Annotated in this window: 20 protein-coding genes, 1 pseudogene and 1 riboswitch; of the genes and pseudogenes, 17 read left to right on the forward strand and 4 right to left on the reverse strand. The window is 36.6% G+C overall.

Going from position 1 to position 22,643, the window contains the following annotated elements:
- Positions 1-337 precede the first annotated feature (337 nt).
- The 8 genes from DEX24_RS08235 to DEX24_RS08270 all read left to right on the forward strand — a co-directional run bounded on the left by DEX24_RS08235 (position 338) and on the right by DEX24_RS08270 (position 8,342).
- Positions 338-940, forward strand: coding sequence for an RraA family protein (locus DEX24_RS08235; protein WP_109305948.1), 603 nt, complete (start codon positions 338-340; stop codon positions 938-940).
- Between the two features lie 612 nt (positions 941-1,552).
- The gene (gene metK / locus DEX24_RS08240) at positions 1,553-2,743 is read left to right on the forward strand and encodes a methionine adenosyltransferase (protein ID WP_146192975.1); all 1,191 of its coding nucleotides are present in this window, start codon (positions 1,553-1,555) and stop codon (positions 2,741-2,743) included.
- Positions 2,740-4,245: an aminotransferase class I/II-fold pyridoxal phosphate-dependent enzyme gene (locus DEX24_RS08245; protein ID WP_109305950.1), complete on the forward strand. Its 1,506-nt coding sequence runs from the start codon at positions 2,740-2,742 to the stop codon at positions 4,243-4,245. Before metK ends, DEX24_RS08245 begins: the two co-directional genes overlap by 4 nt.
- Before the next feature lies 1 nt (position 4,246).
- A complete protein-coding gene (speD, locus tag DEX24_RS08250) occupies positions 4,247-4,678 on the forward strand; it encodes an adenosylmethionine decarboxylase (protein WP_109305951.1) in 432 nt (143 codons plus the stop codon).
- Positions 4,678-5,532 carry a polyamine aminopropyltransferase gene (gene speE / locus DEX24_RS08255; protein WP_109305952.1) on the forward strand — a complete coding sequence of 285 codons (855 nt, stop codon included), beginning with the start codon at positions 4,678-4,680 and terminating at the stop codon, positions 5,530-5,532. The genes speD and speE overlap by 1 nt, the downstream gene beginning before the upstream one ends.
- Positions 5,522-6,382: an agmatinase gene (gene speB / locus DEX24_RS08260; protein ID WP_109305953.1), complete on the forward strand. Its 861-nt coding sequence runs from the start codon at positions 5,522-5,524 to the stop codon at positions 6,380-6,382. Before speE ends, speB begins: the two co-directional genes overlap by 11 nt.
- A 140-nt stretch (positions 6,383-6,522) precedes the next feature.
- The gene (locus tag DEX24_RS08265; RefSeq protein ID WP_281288192.1) at positions 6,523-7,698 is read left to right on the forward strand and encodes an MFS transporter; all 1,176 of its coding nucleotides are present in this window, start codon (positions 6,523-6,525) and stop codon (positions 7,696-7,698) included.
- 95 nt (positions 7,699-7,793) lie between these two features.
- Positions 7,794-8,342 carry a DJ-1/PfpI family protein gene (locus tag DEX24_RS08270; RefSeq protein WP_109305955.1) on the forward strand — a complete coding sequence of 183 codons (549 nt, stop codon included), beginning with the start codon at positions 7,794-7,796 and terminating at the stop codon, positions 8,340-8,342.
- A gap of 111 nt (positions 8,343-8,453) precedes the next feature.
- Here the strand turns inward: DEX24_RS08270 and DEX24_RS17765 are convergent.
- Positions 8,454-8,579: pseudogene (locus tag DEX24_RS17765) on the reverse strand (IS3 family transposase); the annotation flags it as partial.
- A 344-nt stretch (positions 8,580-8,923) separates the two neighbouring features.
- On the opposite strand from DEX24_RS17765, the gene DEX24_RS08275 reads away from it, so the two are divergent.
- A complete protein-coding gene (locus tag DEX24_RS08275; protein WP_170112887.1) occupies positions 8,924-9,895 on the forward strand; it encodes a tetratricopeptide repeat protein in 972 nt (323 codons plus the stop codon).
- 34 nt (positions 9,896-9,929) lie between these two features.
- Positions 9,930-10,613 carry a copper homeostasis protein CutC gene (locus DEX24_RS08280; RefSeq protein ID WP_109305957.1) on the forward strand — a complete coding sequence of 228 codons (684 nt, stop codon included), beginning with the start codon at positions 9,930-9,932 and terminating at the stop codon, positions 10,611-10,613.
- A 260-nt stretch (positions 10,614-10,873) separates the two neighbouring features.
- Here the strand turns inward: DEX24_RS08280 and DEX24_RS08285 are convergent, their stop codons facing one another.
- Positions 10,874-11,659: a serine hydrolase gene (locus DEX24_RS08285; RefSeq protein WP_109305958.1), complete on the reverse strand. Its 786-nt coding sequence runs from the start codon at positions 11,657-11,659 to the stop codon at positions 10,874-10,876.
- Positions 11,660-11,963: 304 nt separating this feature from the next.
- Here DEX24_RS08285 and DEX24_RS08290 point away from each other — a divergent pair, with 304 nt between their 5' ends.
- Complete coding sequence (locus DEX24_RS08290; RefSeq protein WP_109305959.1) at positions 11,964-12,209, forward strand: hypothetical protein; 246 nt, start codon at positions 11,964-11,966, stop codon at positions 12,207-12,209.
- A 225-nt stretch (positions 12,210-12,434) separates the two neighbouring features.
- On the opposite strand, the gene DEX24_RS08295 is transcribed toward DEX24_RS08290, so the two are convergent.
- Both DEX24_RS08295 and DEX24_RS08300 read right to left on the reverse strand, forming a co-directional pair.
- Positions 12,435-12,713 (reverse strand): transporter suffix domain-containing protein, encoded by a 279-nt coding sequence (locus DEX24_RS08295; protein WP_109305960.1) that lies wholly within the window; start codon positions 12,711-12,713, stop codon positions 12,435-12,437.
- A gap of 18 nt (positions 12,714-12,731) precedes the next feature.
- Positions 12,732-13,241 carry a GNAT family N-acetyltransferase gene (locus DEX24_RS08300; protein WP_170112888.1) on the reverse strand — a complete coding sequence of 170 codons (510 nt, stop codon included), beginning with the start codon at positions 13,239-13,241 and terminating at the stop codon, positions 12,732-12,734.
- A gap of 188 nt (positions 13,242-13,429) precedes the next feature.
- On the opposite strand from DEX24_RS08300, the gene DEX24_RS08305 reads away from it, so the two are divergent.
- The 6 genes from DEX24_RS08305 to DEX24_RS08330 all read left to right on the forward strand — a co-directional run bounded on the left by DEX24_RS08305 (position 13,430) and on the right by DEX24_RS08330 (position 22,637).
- A complete protein-coding gene (locus DEX24_RS08305) occupies positions 13,430-14,596 on the forward strand; it encodes a pyridoxal-phosphate-dependent aminotransferase family protein (RefSeq protein WP_109305962.1) in 1,167 nt (388 codons plus the stop codon).
- 284 nt (positions 14,597-14,880) lie between these two features.
- Positions 14,881-16,347: a class I adenylate-forming enzyme family protein gene (locus DEX24_RS08310; RefSeq protein ID WP_109305963.1), complete on the forward strand. Its 1,467-nt coding sequence runs from the start codon at positions 14,881-14,883 to the stop codon at positions 16,345-16,347.
- A 166-nt stretch (positions 16,348-16,513) separates the two neighbouring features.
- On the forward strand, positions 16,514-16,825 hold the full coding sequence (locus DEX24_RS08315; protein ID WP_109305964.1) for a hypothetical protein: 312 nt from the start codon (positions 16,514-16,516) through the stop codon (positions 16,823-16,825).
- A gap of 627 nt (positions 16,826-17,452) precedes the next feature.
- On the forward strand, positions 17,453-17,623 hold the full coding sequence (locus DEX24_RS08320) for a GyrI-like domain-containing protein (RefSeq protein ID WP_307725580.1): 171 nt from the start codon (positions 17,453-17,455) through the stop codon (positions 17,621-17,623).
- 187 nt (positions 17,624-17,810) lie between these two features.
- Entirely contained in the window at positions 17,811-18,332 is a 522-nt protein-coding gene (locus DEX24_RS08325; RefSeq protein WP_109305966.1) for a YusW family protein, read from the forward strand.
- A gap of 727 nt (positions 18,333-19,059) precedes the next feature.
- Positions 19,060-19,236, forward strand: a riboswitch (cobalamin riboswitch).
- Between the two features lie 125 nt (positions 19,237-19,361).
- Positions 19,362-22,637 carry an Ig-like domain-containing protein gene (locus DEX24_RS08330; protein ID WP_109305967.1) on the forward strand — a complete coding sequence of 1,092 codons (3,276 nt, stop codon included), beginning with the start codon at positions 19,362-19,364 and terminating at the stop codon, positions 22,635-22,637.
- Positions 22,638-22,643: the final 6 nt, after the last annotated feature.

Genomic DNA, 22,643 nt, shown 5'->3' on the forward strand with positions numbered 1-22,643 from the left:
AGCACCCGGACTGAGCGAAGCGAGGGAGAAGGCTGGAGCCGTGCCCGCGAAAAGCGCCCGCCGGAACGGAATCAACGGCTACGAGAAAAAGCGAGGACAGGAACGAATTTCGTTCCTGTCCTCGCTTTTCTGTGCATAAGTGGACTTTTTCAGTGCCCTCATCTGTTCCACCTTCTTTTTAACATGCTAAACCATACGGAAAAAGTAAGTTACACTTGATGATATTTAGAAAATAAAGAAGGCTTGATCCAATTCAATTGTCATTATTAACAAATTATTCACTCTATTTAAAAAATAGTATATACTAGCAATAGGTCAGCTTCGAAAGGAGCAAAAAATGTCAAGATATAAGTATACACCTACAACGGCAATTAGCGATGGTCAAAATGGCGAAGGTTTTATGTTGGGGGGCATTCATAGTATCGTAAAAGGACAACGATTGTTTGGGCCTGCGCTTACGGTTAAATTACCAGTTGGAGAAAATGGTGCAATCGTACAAGCAATTGCACAAGCAAAACCTGGCGATGTACTCGTAGTGGATGCTAAGGGAGATATGAATCGTGCAATTGCAGGAGACTTTGTCATCCGCATGATGCAACTTGTCGGGATTGCAGGGCTTGTTGTCGACGGGGTCATTCGAGATCTTACAACAGTTCAAGAATTAGCTTGGCCTGTATTTTGTAAAGGTACTACAGCAGTCGCCGGTGTTAAAAAGGGTGGTGGCATTATAAATACAACAGTAGCTCTTGGTGGTGTTGCTGTTACACCTGGCGATTATATTATGGCAGATGATGATGGTGTCGTTGTTATTCCACAACAGAGTATTGGAGAGGTGATGACGAGAGCGAATGCCAAAATAAGTAGTGATGAGCAACGGGAACATACTGTGCTACAATCTCGTGAAAGTGTTATTGCCTATTTGAAAAAAATGCCAAAATAAAATGAAAAACTATTCCTTACCAAGGTGAAATTGGTGGAGGAATAGTTTTTATTTTAAAAAAAATTAAAAATATTAAACTTATTAATCTACTAGGTATTATAATGCACTGTGTTAAATTTATGCAGGATAAAAAGTTTATATAATAGCTTTTATATAGATAGAAATTTTTCTATAACAAAGTGAGAAGCTTGGTATATGTTCTTTATAAAAAAGAAAAATCATATAGTTTTTTTAAAAGAAAAATGATTTAAAATGAGCGTGAAGTAGTATGGTTAGTACATTTTATGAATTAATAAAATAGCATATAAATGATTTTTGTAGAAAATATATGTAAAAAGATAGCCTGTTGACAGATTTTTATAAAAACATTATATTGATTCCAGCATAAATAGAGTGTCTGTCTTATTAATAGCCGTTGAGACGAGGGGTCGAAGATACGGTGGCAAACCAATTTAATTCAACAGAATTAAATCATGGGGCCCAACCTGAGCACGAAGCAATAGCTTTGTGAACAATAAGAGGAGAAGCAGCTGATATTAATCGAAGCTTTCCTTGAGGTTGAGGATAGCTTTTTTTGTGCCTAAAAATATTACTATTTGTTAGGAGTGGTTAATTATGGAGGAAAAAATTTTATTTACTTCCGAATCAGTATCAGAAGGACATCCGGATAAAATTGCCGATCAAATTTCAGATGCAGTGTTGGATGCTGCCTTGTCACAGGATCCTTTTGCTCGGGTAGCATGCGAGGTTTTTAATACGACGAATACCGTTATTATTGGTGGAGAAATTACGACGACAGCCATTTTGGATTTTGAAGAAATAGCAAGAAATACATTATTGGAAATTGGATACAATGACGATTGTTTAGGAATAGATGGACGACGATGTCATGTACAAGTACTCGTACATAGTCAATCACCAGATATTGCTGTAGGTGTAGATGCTTCAAGTGATACGCAGGATATTGGTGCTGGAGATCAAGGGATTATGTTTGGTTATGCAACAAATGAAACGGAAAACTTCATGCCACTTGCTATTGAAATGGCACATACACTTGTTCGTCAAGCATCCGCACTGAGAAAAGAGGGTCTTTTCAAATGGGCGAGACCAGATATGAAATCGCAGGTTACCATCGATTATTCAGACGCCTTAAAACCAAAGATTGCAACCATTTTAATGTCTATTCAACATGATGAACAAATGATTGACGATGAGTTTAAGTCCTATGTTAAAAAACAGATTGTTTTAAAAACAGCACGTCAATTCAATATGAATGAGGACTTCACTTTGTTAATCAATCCAACAGGCCGTTTTGTAGTAGGTGGGCCGCATGGTGATGCTGGACTGACAGGGCGTAAAATTATTGTCGATACCTATGGAGGAGCGGCGCGTCATGGTGGTGGAGCATTCTCTGGTAAGGATTGCACGAAGGTAGATCGTTCGGCAGCGTATGCAGCAAGATATATTGCCAAAAATATTGTTGCTGCAAAATTAGCAGACAAATGCGAAATTCAATTATCGTACGCTATAGGTGTTAGTGAACCAATAAGTATTGCAGTAGAAACTTTTGGGACAGGCAAGATAGCCGAAAGTAAACTGTTAGCGGCTATTCGTCAAGAATTTAATCTTACGCCTGCAGGCATAATTGATATGTTGGATTTAAGAACCGCTCAATATAGACAAGTTGCGGCGTATGGTCATTTTGGTCGTGGTGATTTACAACTACCTTGGGAAGAAACAAATCGTGTAACAGCATTACTACAGGCAATAGGGAAATGCGAGCCAGTAGGGGCCGCACGATGAACAATAGTATCGTACAAGAAGACGTTGTTGGCACACAACAACTTGTTGAAGAACAGCGCAATATGCCCTTGTTTAATGCTTTAGTGAATTATGCAAATGCTCATGCACTAGCATTTGATGTTCCCGGACATAAAATGGGGATGTTACAATCTCCCCTTTCGGATGTATTGGGTGAAATGACGATGCGTATGGATGTCAATTCAATGCAAGAATTGGATTTATTAAGTCATCCACAATCGGTGATCGGTCATGCGCAGCAATTAGCCGCGCAAGCCTTTTCTGCAGATGAAGCCTTTTTCCTTGTTAATGGAACAACAGTCGGTATTTTGGCGATGATTATGGCTGTTTGCGCACCAGGTGATTCGATTATTTTGCCGAGAAATGCCCATCGTTCAGTTATAGATGGCTTAATGATGAGTGGTGCAAAACCGATTTTTGTACAACCAGTAATCGATGAACGATTTGGAATCGCACACGGCGTATCGGAGTTGGCTGTCAAAGATGCGCTTTATGATCATCCTCAAGCCAAAGTATTGCTACTTTGTTATCCAAGCTATTTTGGCTCTATGAGTCAACTTGCAAAAATTTGCCAGCTTGCGCATGAACAACAGGTTACAGTTATTGTCGATGCAGCACATGGTGCACATTTAGGTTTTATGAATGAGGATTTTCTTGATGTGATGATGGCTGGTGCTGATATGGCAACTGTGAGCATGCATAAAACAGGGGGGTCCCTAACCCAAAGTTCTATGTTACTAGTAAATAATACAAGAGTTAATAGTAACCATGTGAAAAAAATATTGAATATGTTACAGACAACAAGTGCGAATTATTTACTTATGTCGTCATTAGATGTTGCTAGGCAGCAGTTAGTTTTACATGGTAGAGAGCATTTTAAACGTTTAAAACCGCTAGTAGAAAAAGCGATTGCTACTATCGAATCTGCTGGTCGAATGGAAGTATTAAAAGAATCGTATATGCAGCGACAATTCGCTCAAAATCACGATTGGACAAAACTAGTTATTCGTGTAAATGATTTGGGCATGACAGGCTTTGATGTCTATGCGATGTTAAAAACACACTATAATATCCAAGTAGAATTAGCGGAGAGCTATGTTATTGTGGCGGTCATATCGATGGCTGATGATGATGAGTCGTTGCACCGGCTAGTAGCAGCATTAAAAGATGTAGAGAAAAAAGCACATGCTACGTTAGTAGTACCCATTCAAAAAATAAAACCAATGACAATGAATGAGGTGATCCTGTCGCCGCGAGAGGCTTTTTACGCCGAGCAGGAAACAATAGCGATTACTGCATCCATCGGGCGAATAAGCGCTGATTCATTAATGATTTATCCCCCAGGAATTCCACTTGTTATTCCAGGAGAAATGATATCACAAAAGGTAATTGATGAATATTTTTACTACTGTCAAAATGTTGGCGATGTGTTAATAGAGTCACAGAAAGCGCATCATATTTCTGTAATAAAGGAGATGGGATAATATGGGGTTAGAATTAAAAACACTGGGTATACACGTACTAATCGAATTTTACGGTTGCCCACGTACGATTATTGAAAATAATTCATTGATTGAAGAGAGTATGCGAGGTGCAGCAGATTATTCAGGAGCAACGATTGTAGAGTCTGTATTTCATCATTTCAATCCATATGGTGTTTCGGGTGCTGTTATTATTGAAGAATCACATTTAACTATTCATACTTGGCCGGAATATGGTTTTGCTTCGGTCGATGTCTATACATGTGGAGAATCGGTGAATCCTTGGATGGCAGCAGATTATTTATCCGAGAAACTACAAGCTAAAAAAACGGAGTCATTTGAAGTTCCTCGTGGTATGGCAGATAAAATCCGCCAATTTGCCGAACAAGAAATTACAGCAATACAAGTAAAAGCAGAATTGGAGCGTGTCAAATAATGAAATGGTATACCGAAAAGTGGAGTGAGCAATGTAAGTTTTCATTAGGTTATGATGAGCATATTCATAGTGAAAAAACTGCTTTTCAACAAATAGATTTTTATAAAGGACGGGAGTTTGGAACATTTTTTACTTTGGATGGTTTAATGATGGTCAATGAAAAAGATGAATTCATTTATCATGATATGATTGTCCATCCTGCTTTTGCTACGAATCCTATGATTAAACATGTGTTAATTATTGGTGGTGGTGACGGAGGTACGGCACGTGAAGTATTACGCTATCCGACAGTGGAAAAAGTCGTTATGGCTGAAATTGATGAGCGAGTATTTCGTTTGAGTCAGCAGTATTTACCACTGACAGCAGCTGGTATTGAAGAAGATCAGCGTATGACGCTACATTTTGAAGATGGTTTACAATATGTACGCAATGCACCAGATGCATCATTCGACTTAATATTGGTTGATTCAACTGACCCGATTTCTGTAGGTGAAGGCTTGTTTACAACGGAGTTTTACAAGCAATGTTACCGTGTTTTAAACGATACAGGGATTTTAATCAATCAACATGAATCACCCTATTTTGAAGAATATGCTGAGAATATGCGCAAAGCACGTAATAAAATTAAAGCTATTTTCCCACTAACAAAGGTCTATCAATATCATATGCCAACCTATCCATCTGGTCATTGGTTATTTGGTTTTGCGTCCAAATCATTTGATCCAATCGCTGACATAAAAATTGCTCAATGGAAAAAATTCTCTTTAAAAACAAAGTACTACAATACAGATTTGCATATTGGTGCATTTGCCTTGCCGAATTATGTAAAAGAGGAGTTGGCAAGTGAAGACTAAGGTGCAGAATATTTCAACATTCATCGGTTGTCATACTAACTATGAAAAAAGTAACCTCGTCTTGTTTGGTATTCCATTTGATGGAACGACTAGTTTTAGACCTGGTACGCGCTTTGCTATGCAAGCAATTCGTTCGGATTCATACGGTTTGGAATCTTATTCTCCTTATTTAGACATGGATTTGGAAGAACAGAACATCTTTGATGGTGGCGATCTTGAACTCGCATTGGGAAATACTGAAAAGGTTTTGCAAACTATAGAAAATTTTACAGTTGAATTACTGGATGATCAAAAAAAATTTCTAATGGTAGGTGGCGAACATTTAGTTAGTTTACCTACTATAAAGGCTACTTTTGAGAAATACCCTAATTTACATGTTATCCATATTGATGCACATACCGATCTTCGTGAAGATTATTTGGGCGAAAAATTATCACATGCATCAGTTATGCGACGTTGTCATGAGTTTTTAGGAGATGACCGAATTTTTCAGTTTGGTATTCGTTCAGGGCTAAAAGAAGAATTTGAATGGGCTAAAAAACATACACATTTAGAAAAATTCACATTAAAAACATTACCAGAAGTTGTCGCTCAATTAAGTAATATGCCCGTATACATTACGATCGATTTGGATGTTTTAGACCCAGGCGTTTTCCCAGGTACCGGAACACCAGAACCAGGTGGTATAACATATCGTGAATTATTACAAGCAATTGGTACGCTACAGTCGTTAAAACATATCGTGGCAGCAGATATTGTGGAGCTGTCACCACAATATGATCCATCAGGTGCTTCAACGGCAGCAGCGTGTAAAACAATTCGTGAAATGCTCCTAATTTTGAGCAAGTAAATAGTGTAGAGGATTTACTGCAGATTGACTAATTGCAGGGAACCTCTACACTATTTTCAATAAGTTGGATAAATTGACATAATCAGTGGATGAAGATAATGTTTAACGTAGACAGTGTGTTTCGTTAGGGGGAATATGAAATCAATGCATATAGAGAAATTTTTCGACCAAAGGGTTCACTAGCTTTTTCACTAGCCGGGCTAATCGCTAGATTTTCAATTTCTATGATGGGGATTGGTATTGTCACGATGTTATCACAAATTAATGGAGAATATTGGTTAGCTGGTTCCGTTGCTGCTACTTTTGCAATTTCATCGGCATTACTAGCGCCACAAATTGCTAGATTAGCAGATCGTTTTGGTCAGTCAAAAGTACTTTTACCATCATCGGCAGTCACGACTGTTGCCGTAATTATGTTGTTACTTTTAACTTATTTTGAAGCGCCAAATTGGTCATTGTTTATTGCTGCAGCAGCGGCAGGGTGGATTCCTAATATGTCAGCAATGGTTCGTACACGCTGGGCCCATATTTATGCCGGTGACAAAAAACTTCGTACAGCATTTTCTTTTGAATCGGTAATGGATGAGGTTAGTTTTATTTTTGGCCCGATTTTTGCAATTGGTTTGAGCGTAGGGGTATTTCCAGAAGCAGCACCACTCGTAGCAATCTTTTTTTTAGTATGTGGCGCAATTTGGTTAACACAACAAAAAAATACAGAACCTACCGTAAAAAAAATAGATAGTATGACAGTAAAACCAGTCATTACAAATGGATCAATTATTTGTTTAATTGCTATATTGACATCGGTTGGAGCGATATTTGGTACAGTCGATGTAACAAGTGTCGCATTCGCAGAGCAAGCGGGTAATACCGTTGCTGCCAGCTATATACTGTCAATCTATGCCATTGGTTCCTGTTTGGCAGGTATAGTTTTTGGGCTACTGAATAGCGCATACTCCTTACGGAAACAATTAATCACTGTTATTATTTTAGTCAGCATATCGCTTGTACCACTCTTATTTATTCAGTCGATTGCTCAGCTGATGATTGTCGTATTTTTCTCTGGACTTTTTGTAGCACCTACGATGATTGTGACAATGACTTTAGTACAACAAGTCGTCCCAAAAGAACAGCTCACGGAAGGGATGACTTGGGCAACAGCCGGTCTTGGGATAGGTGTTGCTATTGGTTCGTCAATCGCAGGTACGGTAATTGATTTATACGGTTCACAAAATGGCTTTTCGGTAGCGGTTGGAGCGAGTATAATCGGTGTTGTAATCGTATTAGGAGGCTATCGCTTATTAAAGACTTGCTAGTAGTAGGTTAGCATGAAGGAACTAAATGTATAAAAAAGAATATTTTGTGGTATAAGTATAGAGAAGGATAAAAATGAGTAGAGGAGAGGTTTATGATGTCGAAAAAAATATTGATTATTGCTGGGGACGCTGTGGAAGCATTGGAAATTTATTATCCATATTACCGCTGCTTAGAAGCAGGGTTTGACGTAACAATTGCTGCGCCAACTGTAAAGAAAGTACAAACAGTATTACATGATTTTGTCGATGGAATGGATACGTATATTGAAAGAACAGCATACGGTTTAGATGCCACTGCTGCATTTAGTGATGTTAATCCCGCGGATTTTGATGGTTTGATTATTCCGGGTGGTAGAATGCCAGAATATATTCGATTAAATGACGAGATCCCTAGCATTGTCGGACATTTCTTTGAAGCACAAAAGCCAATTGCTGCTGTTTGTCATGCTGCTCAAATCTTGGCAGTAATTCCACAAGCGCTACAAGGTCGTTCTTTAACCGCTTATATTGCATGTAAACCAGAAGTAATCGCTGCAGGAGCAACATATATTGATGAGCCAGTGCACACGGACAAAAATCTTGTGAGTGGTCATGCATGGCCAGACTTACCAGGTTTAATGCGTGAATTCATGAAATTATTTTAAGAAATATAGAGAAGCGACTAGAATAAAACCTTAGCCAAAATTAAAAGGAATACCACATATGTCGCGACTGAACCCGCAATACTGGACAGTCACAAAAAAGCATGTCCCAACCAGTTTTCGATAATTTATCGGAGACTGGTTGTTTAGTTTCAATTGAATTCGAGAAGAGTTCTAATAAGGTAGGTCATCTTTGACAGTATGTTCAACAATGGCTATTGTTGTTCGAGTTAGAATGTTTCAGATTTTAAGAAAGGATATACAGCTATAATATTCTTTTGAAATACGGTGAATATCAGCATATACTTCACTATAGTGACATGTGGAAAAATCATGTGTAAACGGAATGTATATTTTGGGGATTTGCTCTTTTGTCAATCGCGGTTGATAACCGAGAAGAGCATCAATTGACAAATTAAAATAGGTTGCAAGTTTTGGCAGAATGAGTATGTCAGGAAAAATTTGCCCATTTTGAAACTGCTGCCTTTGAAACATTAGATAGCGATGCCATACATAGTGCGATAGATTAGAATGATATTATTATTGAAAAAATCAACTACTAGTTGACTTAGAGGAGAATGATGATGGATATTTTTAGCAAAATGGACAGTTTAGGAAATAAAAATAATGCCGAAAATTGGAGAGAACAATATGTCAATGCCTTAGGGACGCTGATGGCGGAAGTACTGAAAAATGATACGCTGTTATTCTCACCATTATATATAGTAGCCACTCAATTAAAGGAAGTAACGACAGTTGATCCGTTAGTTGAACCGTTAGTTTGGCAATGTGTTGAATCGGTTTTAGAACAATTTCCGACCTTCGAACAACAGTCAGACTTTCCTTTTTTAATAGAGGAGGAGGCCGTACCCTTATTTTTAGCAGCAATGACGGGATCACTATCCGCAATTATCGAGTTGGCTCATTTTTATCGGGAGGAAGGGTTAGCACAATGGGCGGTTAAATGGTATGAAATTGCCGCTGCACAACAGCAAGCAGAAGCCATTTATTGGCTGGGTAATTTTAGCTATGATGGCCAGTATTGTCCCTTTGATCTTGCTTTTGTTTTTACCAGTTATGAATATGCAGCAGCTGCAAACTTTCCCGACGGTCTAAATAATTTAGCAGATATGTATTTACGAGGTGAATACGTAGTGCAAAATGATACGATAGCATTTGAATTATTCCATAGAGCTGCAAAACTAGGCGTTGCCGAATCAATGTATACCCTTGGTTTTTTATATGAGAACGGACGTGGTGTACAGCAAGATATGAAAAAATCTAATTATTGGTATCATGAATCTGCGGTCAACGGCGACCTTTTTGCTATTAATAAAATGGGGCATCAGGCTTTTGAGATGAATAATGGCGAATTGGCGATGACTTGGTATTTACAGGCCGCCGAAAAATTTGATCGACACGGTGAGTTTAATGTTGGCTTTTGTTATGAATCGGGTATAGGTGTGGAAGTAGATATCAAATTGGCGAAATATTGGTATAAACGGGCTGCATTGCAAGGTGATAGCGAAGCAAAAAGGCGCTTGAATGACCTCTAGCCAAACAATGAATAGATGAAGGAGTTGGCAAAATTTGTTAGAAATAATCGCTACAAGTGTAGAAGATGCCATAATTGCAGAAGCGGGTGGAGCAAATCGCTTGGAATTATGCAGCGCACTGTCAGAGGATGGTCTTACACCGAGCTTAGGACTCATAAAGAATGTTGTAGCGGCTGTAGATATTCCTGTTTTTGTTATGTTAAGACCACATAATAATGGTTTTTATTATGAGGAAGATGATATAGCAGTGATGATTGATGATTTACAAGCGATAAAATTGTTAGGTGCGGCGGGTGTTGTATTGGGTGCGTTAACGAAGGAAAATATAATTGATGAGTTTTTTTTGAAAAAAATAGTACCACATTGTGAGGGGCTACAAATTACATTTCATCGAGCCTTCGATGAAGTGGAAAATCAAGTACAAGCTTTAGAGATTTTGAAAAAATATCCCCAAATTGGACGAGTTTTAACATCGGGTAGTGAAAAAACAGCTTTTAACGGCTTACAACAACTTCAATTATTAAATAACCATGCTGAGCATATCATTATTTTAGCTGGAGCGGGTGTTTCAGCTGACAATGCACCAGCTATTTTAAGAGCTGGGATCAAAGAAATACATGTCGGTTCTGCAGTACGTTTTGGCAAAAGTTTTTTACAACCAATTGATATAGAAGAAGTTCGTAAAATAACAGCACAAAGCGCAAAATTCAGCAAATAATAGACATGTCAATGTCGTTCTATTTTACAGTTGATGTGCTATATTAGTCTTGAATTTTACTAGCAGTGCGCATTTTAAGTACAGCAAGGTTGCAAATGCTGTGCTTTTTTATATTCTTTTTTGTTGATAGCAATTTATTGTGAGGGCAGAGCAGACTTGCCTACAAGACTGCTCTATTCTATCACCTATATTTGGAAAAATAAAAGAAAGTGAGTTAAATGGAGAGAAGCCATTTAACTCACTTTACAAGAGGTAGCGTATTATCTTTTGTCAAATAGCCAACTGTGAATAATCGTACTCATATCAGCCATTAATTTTGTACCATGATGAACTTCTACTAACTGTGAAGTAAGTACGGTCACATACAGACGATAATGCCCGACGAGGAAAATGGCGGTATCGTGCTCGATTAAATCAAGTGTACCTGATTTGCTGGCGATCGTGATGGTATCATAGGCATCATTTAACGCTCCAAGGCGATCGGTGAACTGCTGGTTTTTCATGATGTTGAGTGCAAGTTGGCGACTGTCGTTTGTCAATACCTCATTTTCCTCACCAATGAGCAATAGTAATTTGTGTAAATCATTAGCGGATACATAGTTGTTTTTGCCTTTTAATTGGGCTTCTTCATCCATAAAATAACGTTCAATTACTGTTTGCTTTAAGTGTAATTTTTCACAGAACGCATTGATTGGTTGAATGCCTAATTCTTTTAATAATAAATTTGAAGCTGTGTTGTCAGATACAATAATCATTAACTCAATTAAATTTAAAATACTTTGAGGTGGTGGAGAAGTTAAGGCGCTTAGAACACCTGAACCACCAACTGTAGATGTAATCGCAATTTTCTTATGAAGATCCAGACGACCATGTTGTGCTTCATGTAGAGCATAAAGCATAATGGGTACCTTTATCACACTTGCAGCAATTGTCTGCTCCTCGCCATTTAACACACGGCTATTGTCATGATCGGCAATGACAACAGCAATATGACCATTAAAAGATTGGATAATTGGATTGAGTCTTTCATACAAACTATCGACCATTAATAATCAACCTCCCTGTCTTTAAAATAATTGTAACGTATATTGACTGAAAAGGAAAAAAAAGGCGTATATTTTATTCGATTATTTATGAATTGTTAAAAACAGTTAATTTGAACTAAGATAATTGAAAAGCTTGTCATCTCAAGCTTCTATGAGCTATTGATCTAAAAATGTGATGTATTAGCAAAGAATCATCACATTAGCGAATGAATAAAAAGCTTATTAATGTACAAAATATTCTATTTTATGTTAGTATGTTATTACTGATAGGAAATATCAGAATATTTGTAATTGGAGTGATCATATGCTAAATGTAAAAATCACAAAAGAAGAATTTCACTATGTCGCTGAGTATGTTTCAAATGCTACGCAAGAAGTGAAAAAATTATCGATGCGTTCACTACATGATATGGTCTATAATATTGGACGTTTTGTACCGATGAATACAGTTCATTTTCACATTCCCGATAATTTAACTAAATCACTATTAACCACATTAAAATTAGAATATCCGGGAGAGTTGTATGAACATAAAATCACAGTCCACTAATATAATTGATGGACCTCAGAGATTGGGGGTAACTTGTAACTAGTTGCCTCCAATTTTTTATTTGTTCAAAATACATATGAATACGCTACAACAAGGAACAGTTAGGCTAGTATATACTGAACTCACTAGTAGATATTAATAGAAAATAACATAAACAGCACAGATCACCCAATAGAGGCGAGCTGTGCTGTTTAGCATTAACTGCTTATCATGTAGCATATATGATTAATCGTCACTCTTCTTTTTTTTGCGCCAATTGCGAGGATGTAACGAGCTACGGAATTTAGTCACAAGCTCCTTACCCACGAGTAACGCACCTATCCAAAAGAAAATTTCAGCGATAATGAAACAACTAGCGATAGCTGTTGCTTTCATAGCAGTTGTAAGCGAGACAAATGCTATGGCAATTGGTATGAGCCAAAATAGGCAGGCAAGACCAATACATACCATCCCTATTTTGAAAAGTATTGTTTTTTTTGTAGGTATAACTGGTTCAGTTTCCACAAGCTCAACTCCATTTTCTTAAAAGGATTTATCATAGGCTACGCAATCAAAATCAACATCTTCACCATAATTAACAATGCCTGCATAACGATAATTATTTTTTTCAGCAACACGTTGCATGACGATATTACGTTCATGTGTATCCAGTCGGATTTGTGAAAACTGTAGTTCTTTTGCTAACTGTTCTAAAGCCGTTAATAAATGTGTACCAACGCCTTTATTGGCTGTCGCTAGGCTAACTGCCATACGGTGAACAGTAATATAGGGCTCATCGGACGCCCAACTTCCTTTTTCAATGGTATCATAGACTGCTTCACCGTGAGGGTCAACTGCTACAGTCGCTACGTATTGATCGTCATCAACTAATAAATAACTAATGCCCCTATGTATATCATCAGTAATATTGTCAATGGCAGGGTATTCACCTTGCCATTGATCGATACCTAGATTTTTCAAAGCAATTCGTCCATCTTCGATTATGTTCATAATGACGTCGAGTTGTTGTATATTTGCTTGGATTAGTTTCATGGAATCACCTCTATTATAATCTGTTAAAGTCCTCATCATCATAGTATGAAACGCTTCAAATGTAAATATTTTTCGCTATTTGTGACAATGTATATTAACAATTTTTCAAATAGTTTGTAAATTACTTGATTATAACAGTTTTATATATTATAGTTGTGTTATATAACAAAAGAATAGGGGATGAAAACATGACACACAAAGAATATTTATTGATCCCGGGACCGACACCGATAGCAGATGAAGTATATGAGGCACTTGGCCAAGAAACTATGGGACATACGGACCCTCGCTTCACCAAAATTTATAAACATGCTATTGATTTGACGAAGGAGCTATTTAATACAGATGCAGAGGCCTATGTGATTTCGGGTTCAGGTACATTAGCAATGGAAATGGCCATCGTCAATACGGTTAGTAAGGGTGATCGTATATTGGTTGTCAGTCATGGTTACTTCGGTGACCGTTTCATCCCGCTAGCGCAAGCCTTTGGTATTGAAGTAGATGTGCTACAAGCAGAATGGGGTACACAAGTATCGTTAGAATTAATTCAACAACAATTGAAAGCGCATACGTATAAAGCGGTCACCGTAACACATGTCGATACATCGACTGGTGTTGTTGCAAATATTGAACAATTAATCCCGATTGTAAAAGCTGCTAACGCCTTATTTATTTTGGATGGTGTTTGTGCAACTGCAGCATTAGAAGAGAATATGGGGAAGGGATATGGTAGTGAAGAAGCGAAGATTGATATCGTGTTAAGTGGTTCTCAAAAAGCAATTGGTGTACCACCAGGATTAGCCATCATCGCATTTTCGGAGGAAGCATTAGCAGCAAGACAAGATTTAGATACTGTACCAGCATACTATGCTGATATTAATAATTGGCGGAATGTTATGGATAATCCAAGCAATTATTTTGCCACACCACCCGTTAATTTAATATATGCCTATGAATGTGCTATGAAAATTGTCTTACAAGAAGGAATGGAAGCCCGTATTAAACGTCATGAAAATTATGGAGCAGCCATTCGTCGTGCGCTTAATGCTTTTGGGATGACACCATTAGCGAAAGAAGCGGTAGCAGCACCAACTTTGAGCTGTATTTTATATCCAGAAGGTATAAACGATGTAGAATTTAGAGCGAAATTAGCTGAACGAGGAATTATCGTCGCAGGTGCGTTAGCTCATTTAGCAGGCAAAGCATTCCGAATCGGTCATATGGGTAGTGTAACAGCGACAGTACTGGAACATGCTATTTGTCAGATTGGCGAAGTATTGGAAGATATGGGGCATAAGGTAACAATCGGTGCTGCATTAAAAGCATTTCGACAAGTATTGACAGTAGAAGTATAAAAACAACTAAAAAAACAGCGCGTTCAGAGTGTGAAATCTTTGAACGCTTTTTTGATGTGCTAAGAAAAAAGAGGAATAGTTCATGAACTTTTATACTATATTCTTTTTATTTTCATCAATAAAACAATCATTTAGTGGAGAGATTTTTTCTTTTAATAATCGAATAGACTAAATTTAGCTAGTTTATAACGAATTCTTTGATAATTCGCATAATTGTTGTTAAAATTAATAACAGAGACTGAATCACAATTCAGTCGAGAGGGTTATAGGAAGGCGGAGTCAATATGTTAATGATGGATGTGCTTGAGAAAAATGCGACCGAAATTGGTGATAAAGTAGCAATTGTCTTTCAGAACGAAGAAATAACATATGCACAGTTTTATAACGAGGCTCAGCGGGTTGCAGCATATTTACAGCAGCAACAACTGGGAAAAGGGGATATTGTTGCGCTACTAATGGAGAATACGGCGAAATTTCCAATTGCCTATTTTGCAGTTCAGATGGCTGGTTATATTGTTATGCCGATTAATACGAAGTTGGCTCCACCAGAAGTAGAATTTATTTTTAAAAATTCTCAAGCTAAAGGCGTCATAGTCGATTCAACACTAACGAACACGTTAGAGGCTATCGATTATCATAATCACTTTACTATATTGACAGAAGAATTATTTTTTTTGGAACGATTCGACTACGCTAAACCGTTAGTAGATGATGCTGATATTGCCGTTGTCATGTATACATCAGGTACGACGGGTAAACCAAAGGGTGTGATGTTAACGCATCGTAATATTTACATAACTGCTGATATTTGGGCAGAACCGATGCAATTAACTGCCGACGATCGCCTGTTCATCTGCACGCCATTATTTCATTGTGCTGGAGCGCATGTCTTTATGGTACCCGCTTTCCGTTATGGAGCGACATTTATTATTGAAGCAGGCTTTTCACCAAAAAATATTGTCCGTCAGTTGAGCGAGACAAAAGCGACATTTTTCTTTGGTGTGTCAGCAATGTATACACTCATTTTGAATGATGACCATCGCCTAGCTTATGATCTGTCCTCATTACGATTGTTTGGTTATGGTGCAGCACCGATGCCATTTGAACTTATTAAACGATTGAAAGAAGCGTATCCAGCCATTAAGGTACAAAACTTCTATGGCCAAACTGAAAATTCACCTGCAGCTTCGTCTTTAACAGATGAAGATGCGTTAACAAAAATAGGTTCAGTTGGTAAACCGTTACGTGATACGGAGATTCGTATTGATGATGGTAATGGACAGTCGCTGCCGCAAGGGTATGTTGGTGAAATTGTCGTCAAGGGTCCGCAAGTCATGAAAGGCTACTTAAATAATGATATTGAAACAGAAATGGCATTACGCGACGGCTGGTTGTATTCAGGAGATTTAGGTCGACTTGATGAAGAAGGATATTTATATATCGTCGATCGTAAAAAAGATATGATTATTCGTAGTGGTGAAAATATTTATCCAATTGAGGTAGAAGAGGTACTGTATCAAATCCCAACGATATTAGAAGCGGCTGTTGTCGGAATTCCGCATGCAATCTATGGTGAAGTACCTAAAGCATATATTCGGTTAAAAGATGGTCATATGGCAACAGAACAACAAATTCTAGATTATTGTGCTACGCAATTAGCCAAATATAAATTACCATTTGAAATGGAATTCATCGATGAACTTCCTAGAAATGCATCGGGGAAAGTATTAAAACATGTGCTGAGAGCTTAAGTATTATAGCAAACACTTCATGGGCGTAGATATTAGGTCAAAAGTGTTAGTTAAATAAAAAAGCATGATAGGGTAATTGACCCCTATCATGCTTTTTAGTTTTGATATATGATAGTAAATGCCGTTTAAAAAGCCGTTATATTTATAAAAGAATGGAGTTTATGTTTTGTTTATTAGAGTATATATGAACGCTTCAACAGAGCTTGAAGCAACAACACACTTGCAAAAACTATTGAATTTAGGTGAAAAAATACAGTTGCCATTAAAAAGAGAGAAAATGGCACCATATTTAGATTTTCAAGACTCATATGAAATTGAATTAGAAAGTCACCAAGCATCAGATAAGCAACTGCTAGAACTACTTGAAGGCATTGCAACAAGATGGAATGAACTACCGTCTAGTATGGTAGCGATAAAGCAAGACAACTGCCTATTGATGGAGCAAGTTGAAATGATTGAAGTATTCCCAGAAAATTAATAAATTGTTTGAGTTCGCTAACTAAAGCGAGCTTATTTTTTTTGGCTTTAGATAAAATAGTGGATAGGTATGCAATAGTGTTTTTTTGTTTGATACTATTTGTTAGGATTTTCAAACAATCTCACATCGTATTTGACGTATAAAAAATACAAGATCACCACGGCGCGTTCTACTCGCAGTTAGTCTTAGTGCTGTGATAATTTTTATCATCTACGGCATAACCCCCAAAATAAATTTATTGCCAACCTCTGGTTATCTTCATTTATGCTAGAGCGTCTTACCCACTTTTTAAACGCTTATACGTGAAATTTGCATTAGAATTAACAGCAAATTATAATTGAATGAACAGATAAAGACAATATATGTTAGCGGAGGGGATTTATTGGAATCAAAAATAACAGAGTTAAATGGTTTTGCTATCGTTGGAAAAAAGCTTACCGTCAGTACAGTGAACGGTGAAAATATCTGAGTTTTGGCAACAAGCAAATAGCCCTGGCGGTTTATCACATCATTTATTGGCGCTTAATGATGGCAATATTGAAGGACTACTGAATTGCCGTTGATTCTAGCCACTCTGCAGATGTAACACATTTAGAGATCCCAGCTGCAAAATGGTTGTAATTTGAAGTGACAGGCCCCATGCCAAAAGCGATTCAGCAAACTTGGCAGCAAGTTTTCACAGTCATTTTACCAGCAAATAATTGGCAGATTGCATTGCCCATTCAAATTGAATATTATCCGCCAAATTTTACAGGGAATGATACAGATGTATGTGAAATTTGGATACCAATTGTATAAAATCTAACAATACGAAATCAAATGCATAGCCATTTTTTCTGTCCGAATCAATAAGTAGTGTCATGGCCCTTTGAATGCTAGTCAGCGTTTAAAGAGCTTTTTTCTTTGCATATAACTTGAAATGAAAAAGTAAAATGTTTTATTATTTGGGTAAGAGGAAATAGTTTAAAGAAAAGGAGAGATTGCTATGAAAAAATTAATTTTAGGAGCGACCCTGCCTTTGTTGGCTCTTTCTTTAGCAGCATGTAGTAACGATGATAAGGAAGACAAAGATACAAGCTCGCCAACTATATCACAGGAACAAGAATCTGAAGACAAAGTAGATGACTCAACAGAAAAAAATACGAATACAAATGATGAAGCATCTAAAGAAGAAGCATCTAAAGAAGAAAAGACGACAAAATTCACTGAACTTACAGTAGAAATTCAATACCCTACTGGAGAAAAAACATATGAATATGATAAAAATTTAATGGTGGAAGAAGCGGAAATAGAAGATGAACGCACAAATGAAAAAATTGTCAATGATGCGGCATTAAAACAAATGACGGCCATTGTTGAAAAGCTAACAATCACACCAAAAACATCAGAAGCCGATGTTAAGAAGCAAATTTTTGCTAATTTTGATATCGATGAAGATTATACGGAAGTGGAAGTAGATATTGAATTTGCAGATGGTACTGAAAAAGAATTTAAATTTGTAAAATAAAAATGGGGAAATGACTGGAATCATTTTGATTCCAGTCATTTTTTATGAATTTTTTAGGTTCTATTATATAGGTTGGGCTATTAAAACAATTCATATTTTAGAAAAATAGAAATAGCGAAAGCTTTCCACCGACAAGTAATCCTTTATTTTCACCTACGGTGAAAATAAAGGATTACTTCCTATTGATACAGAGCCATTTTTTATTAAATAAGTTTGACAGCTATTTTTTCTTCCTCACCCTCTTTTTTTATGTCATCAAATCTCTAATGAAAAATAGGGAAGATAGTTAATTAACAGCATATTTATATGTAATATAAAGAGTGTTAAAACGCAAAAAGAAGATCAATTAACGATAGTGCTCCTGTTATTTATTTTAATCAGTTGTCAATTTTCTGAAGCGATTCGAGTATCTATAGCGTTTAATAATTGGATGAGTAATAGGGTACACCCATTAAAGAATAATAGGATGAATGAAGAGGCGTATTTTTATCTTTGGTATGCTCAAGTATTGTAGGGGGATTTTTATAGATTTTTACTATTTTGAAATTTCATCAAAAAAATAAAAAATTCTAAAAATAGAAATTCACTTCTTTATCGATTGTTTTTGTGACATCAAGCTGTATAATAGTAGGTTTTTATACATTTTCAATATTAGGTAGTAAGGTCTATTTTTTCTATCTGTTATTGTTTTAATAAAATTCAGTGCGTATACTTCTAGTAATATCACAGTTAAATAAATAATAATGGTGTCTACGAAAGTAGCGTAAAAGAAATTAGGTGAAAATCCTAAACGGTCCGGCCACTGTAAATAGATTTGTTCATTTGATATACCACTGGGAAACTGGGAAGGTGAAGTGAACACATAATCTTAAGTCAGGAAACTTGCCATTATTTGTGAATGATCATACCTTCTGGGATTAAGGGAATGTGGCTTTTTAATTATGCATATAATTGATTAAACCAAAAACACTAACCTTCATAGGTTAGTGTTTTTTTTTGAAAACAGAGGGAGAAAAGGGGAAGAGAGAAATGAAAAGAATACTTTCAGTTATTTTAACATGGGTCTTATTATTGAGTTTAATTGTCCCAAGTGTAACCTTGAAAGCTTCAGCAAAAGCATTTGATCCAAATGAAGAGTACAAAGATTTAAACTTACGCTTCTGGAATGATGAGAAGCCGAATGAACGGTTTTATATTAATGCAGCTTCTAGATACATTTTAGAAACTGTAAAAGAACCAAAAATGGGGTCAACTTTTGGTGAATGGTCAGTAATGGATTTACTAAGAGGAATGTATACAGGGGTAGATTATATAAACTATATTCCTGCAGATTATTTTACGAAGTATACAGAAGGCATTAATACATATGTTGAATCAAAGGCTGGAGAATTAGACAGAAATAAATCAACTGAATGGTCACGTTTAACATTAGCGATGACAGCTTTAGGAATTCCTATTACGAATGTTGGAGGATACGATTTTGTCGATCGTCTATCTCAATCATATAAGTTTTCTTACCGACAAGGTATTAATGGGCCAATTTGGGAACTAATTGCTCTTGATACAGGGAATTATGAAATGGTAAAAATACCTTCAAAATATACGGAAGGTGATATTAATACTAAAGGTCGAATGATTGATTATATATTAGGTAAAGAAATAGTGGATAAAGATGGAATTATAGGTGGATGGGCATTAGCAGGAAAGGTAGCCGATCCAGATATTACAGGAATGGCATTACAGGCTTTAGCCCCATATTACTTAAATCAAGCGAAATATCAAAGGGCTGAAGCGACTGCTACTTATGAAGAATTTAAAAAAGCAGTGGAACGTGCGGTATTAGCAATGGCAAAAATGCAACAACCTGGTGGTGGATTTAATGCATGGGGAAATGTGAATGCAGAAAGTACATCTCAAGTAATCGTCGCATTAACAGCATTAAAGATTGATCCGAAAACAAAGTCAGTCGAGCTACCTACGATTGGAAAAACGGCTACCTTTAATAGAGAAGCAGGGATTAATGATGGAGTAACAACAGATAATATGATTGATATGCTAGTGAGCTTTTTTGCTGAAGGTTCAGGATCTTCACCTGAGGTAAGTGGTTTTAAACATGTTACTGCCGGATATGATGGTGGTGGTGGTTCAGGTACAGGTGTAAATGCTATGGCAACTGACCAAGCTCTATACGGCTTGATTGCATATGATCGTTTTAAAAACGGTGAGAAATCTTTATATGATATGACAGACCAGAGTGCGGGACAATATAAAAATATGAAGACGAAACGTTTTAATATTACGTTCCATACAGCAGCGACAAAACAAGAGAAACAAGCTTCACCTTATTCAACGGTTAAAATACCTGCTAGTTCGCCTACAACGAATGAAAAAATTACTTCATGGAATTCAAAAGCAGATGGAAGTGGAACGGTCTACTTAGCAAATGAATTATTAGTCGTACCAGAACATGATATTGAACTCTATGCGCAATTTAAAGCAAATACCTACACCATTCTATTTAATCTAAATGGTGGTCAATTCAATAAAGTAATGATGGACCGCTATACATCGACAGAGGAAGTTATCTTACCTCAAGAAAAAGAGCTTAAAAAAGAGGGTTATATATTTGTTGGTTGGTATGAAAATGCTGCATATACAGGTTCAACAATTACCAAAATTGCTAAAGGAAGTAGTGGCAATAAACAGTATTACGCTAAATGGGTAGATCAATGGGCTTTAGCAAATGAAGTGAATGCATTAATTATGACGCTACCAACAACAATTACTGAAAAAAATGAAATTCAAGTGAAAAATATTCGAGCAGCATATGACAAATTAACAGTTGAAGATCGTATTCATGTGACAAACTACGGTAAATTATTAGACGCTGAATTACAATTGCAGCAACTACTACAGGGAACAGATGAAGAATTAACAGATGAAGAAAAAGCGATGAAGTTAGTAGAAATGATTAATATGCTACCTTCTGAAGAAAATCTAACATTACAAGATCAAGCAAGTATTCAAGCAGTTCGCACTGCATACACTGCCCTGACAGTTAGTCAAAAAATGAATGTCTCAAATTATAGTATTTTATTAAAATTAGAAAAAGTATTTGAAAAAATTGAAGGTGTAGAAATTGATGAACAAGTAGCAAGTGAAGTAACAAATAAAATCAAACTAATACCAAAAGTGAGTGACTTAACACTTGTAGATGAAGAAGTCATCAATCTGGCTCGTACAGCCTATGATGTTATAAAAATGAGTCAGCAAAAACTAGTGAAGAATTACAATACATTATTACAAGCAGAATTGGCATTAGAGGTATTAAAAAATGACAAACTGATCGAAGTAAATCCTGTGAAAAATAAGACAACTGTAGTAACAGGAAAAACAACAGCTAATACGGAAGTAACGGTTTTAAGAAGCGGTATTGAAATTGCTTCAAGTAAAACAACTTCAAAAGGACTATTTTCAATTAAAATCCCAGCGCAAACTGCTGGAACAAAATTAGTTGTGAAAACAAATGGAGCATCTAAAACAGTTGTTGTAGAAGTCTCTAAAATATTAGCGACACCAACAGTGAATGCAATTGGAGAGAAATCAACAGAAATTACAGGTAAGGCAACGAAGGGCATGACAATTTTTGCTAATGTCAAAGGGACGAAAATTGGAACAGCAACGGTATCTTCTTCGGGAAATTATACGATGAAAATCAAAGCACAAAAAAAAGGTACAAAAGTATCGATTGCCATAAAAGACGCTATGAATAATAAGAGTGGCATTCGCTCAATGACGGTGCAAGCAGCTAAAATATTAGCAACACCAACAGCGAATGCAATTGGAGAGAAATCAACAAAAATTACAGGTAAGGCAACGAAGGGCATGACAATTTTTGCTAATGTCAAAGGGACGAAAATTGGAACAGCAACGGTATCTTCTTCGGGAAATTATACGATGAAAATCAAAGCACAGAAAAAAGGTACAAAAGTATCGATTACCATAAAAGATGCTATGAATAATAAGAGTGGCATTCGTTCAATGACGGTACAAGCAGCTAAAAAACTAGCGACACCTTCAGCTAACTCAATTAATTCAAAATCAACAAAAATTACAGGTAAAGCAACGAAAGGTATGACGGTTTTTGCGACTGTCAAAGGGACAAAAATTGGAACAGCAACGGTATCTTCATCAGGAAACTATACGATGAAAATCAAAGCACAGAAAAAAGGTGCGAAAATCTTAATCGCTATTAAGGATGGTATGAATAATAAGAGTAAAATCCGCTCAATTACAGTTAAATAATGAAAT

The sequence above is a fragment of the Kurthia sibirica genome (genome assembly GCF_003143975.1).
Taxonomy (GTDB): Bacteria; Bacillota; Bacilli; order Bacillales_A; family Planococcaceae; genus Kurthia; species Kurthia sibirica.

Excerpts from the sequence above, each read along its gene's own strand:
- DEX24_RS08235 (WP_109305948.1), top strand. The coding sequence starts at position 338 with ATGTCAAGATATAAGTATACACCTACAACGGCAATTAGCGATGGTCAA.
- DEX24_RS08245 (WP_109305950.1), top strand. The coding sequence starts at position 2,740 with ATGAACAATAGTATCGTACAAGAAGACGTTGTTGGCACACAACAACTT.
- speD (WP_109305951.1), top strand. The coding sequence starts at position 4,247 with ATGGGGTTAGAATTAAAAACACTGGGTATACACGTACTAATCGAATTT.
- speE (WP_109305952.1), top strand. The coding sequence starts at position 4,678 with ATGAAATGGTATACCGAAAAGTGGAGTGAGCAATGTAAGTTTTCATTA.
- DEX24_RS08270 (WP_109305955.1), top strand. The coding sequence starts at position 7,794 with ATGTCGAAAAAAATATTGATTATTGCTGGGGACGCTGTGGAAGCATTG.
- DEX24_RS08275 (WP_170112887.1), top strand. The coding sequence starts at position 8,924 with ATGGATATTTTTAGCAAAATGGACAGTTTAGGAAATAAAAATAATGCC.
- DEX24_RS08285 (WP_109305958.1), bottom strand. The coding sequence starts at position 11,659 with ATGGTCGATAGTTTGTATGAAAGACTCAATCCAATTATCCAATCTTTT.
- DEX24_RS08290 (WP_109305959.1), top strand. The coding sequence starts at position 11,964 with ATGCTAAATGTAAAAATCACAAAAGAAGAATTTCACTATGTCGCTGAG.
- DEX24_RS08300 (WP_170112888.1), bottom strand. The coding sequence starts at position 13,241 with ATGAAACTAATCCAAGCAAATATACAACAACTCGACGTCATTATGAAC.
- DEX24_RS08305 (WP_109305962.1), top strand. The coding sequence starts at position 13,430 with ATGACACACAAAGAATATTTATTGATCCCGGGACCGACACCGATAGCA.
- DEX24_RS08310 (WP_109305963.1), top strand. The coding sequence starts at position 14,881 with ATGTTAATGATGGATGTGCTTGAGAAAAATGCGACCGAAATTGGTGAT.
- DEX24_RS08325 (WP_109305966.1), top strand. The coding sequence starts at position 17,811 with ATGAAAAAATTAATTTTAGGAGCGACCCTGCCTTTGTTGGCTCTTTCT.
- DEX24_RS08330 (WP_109305967.1), top strand. The coding sequence starts at position 19,362 with ATGAAAAGAATACTTTCAGTTATTTTAACATGGGTCTTATTATTGAGT.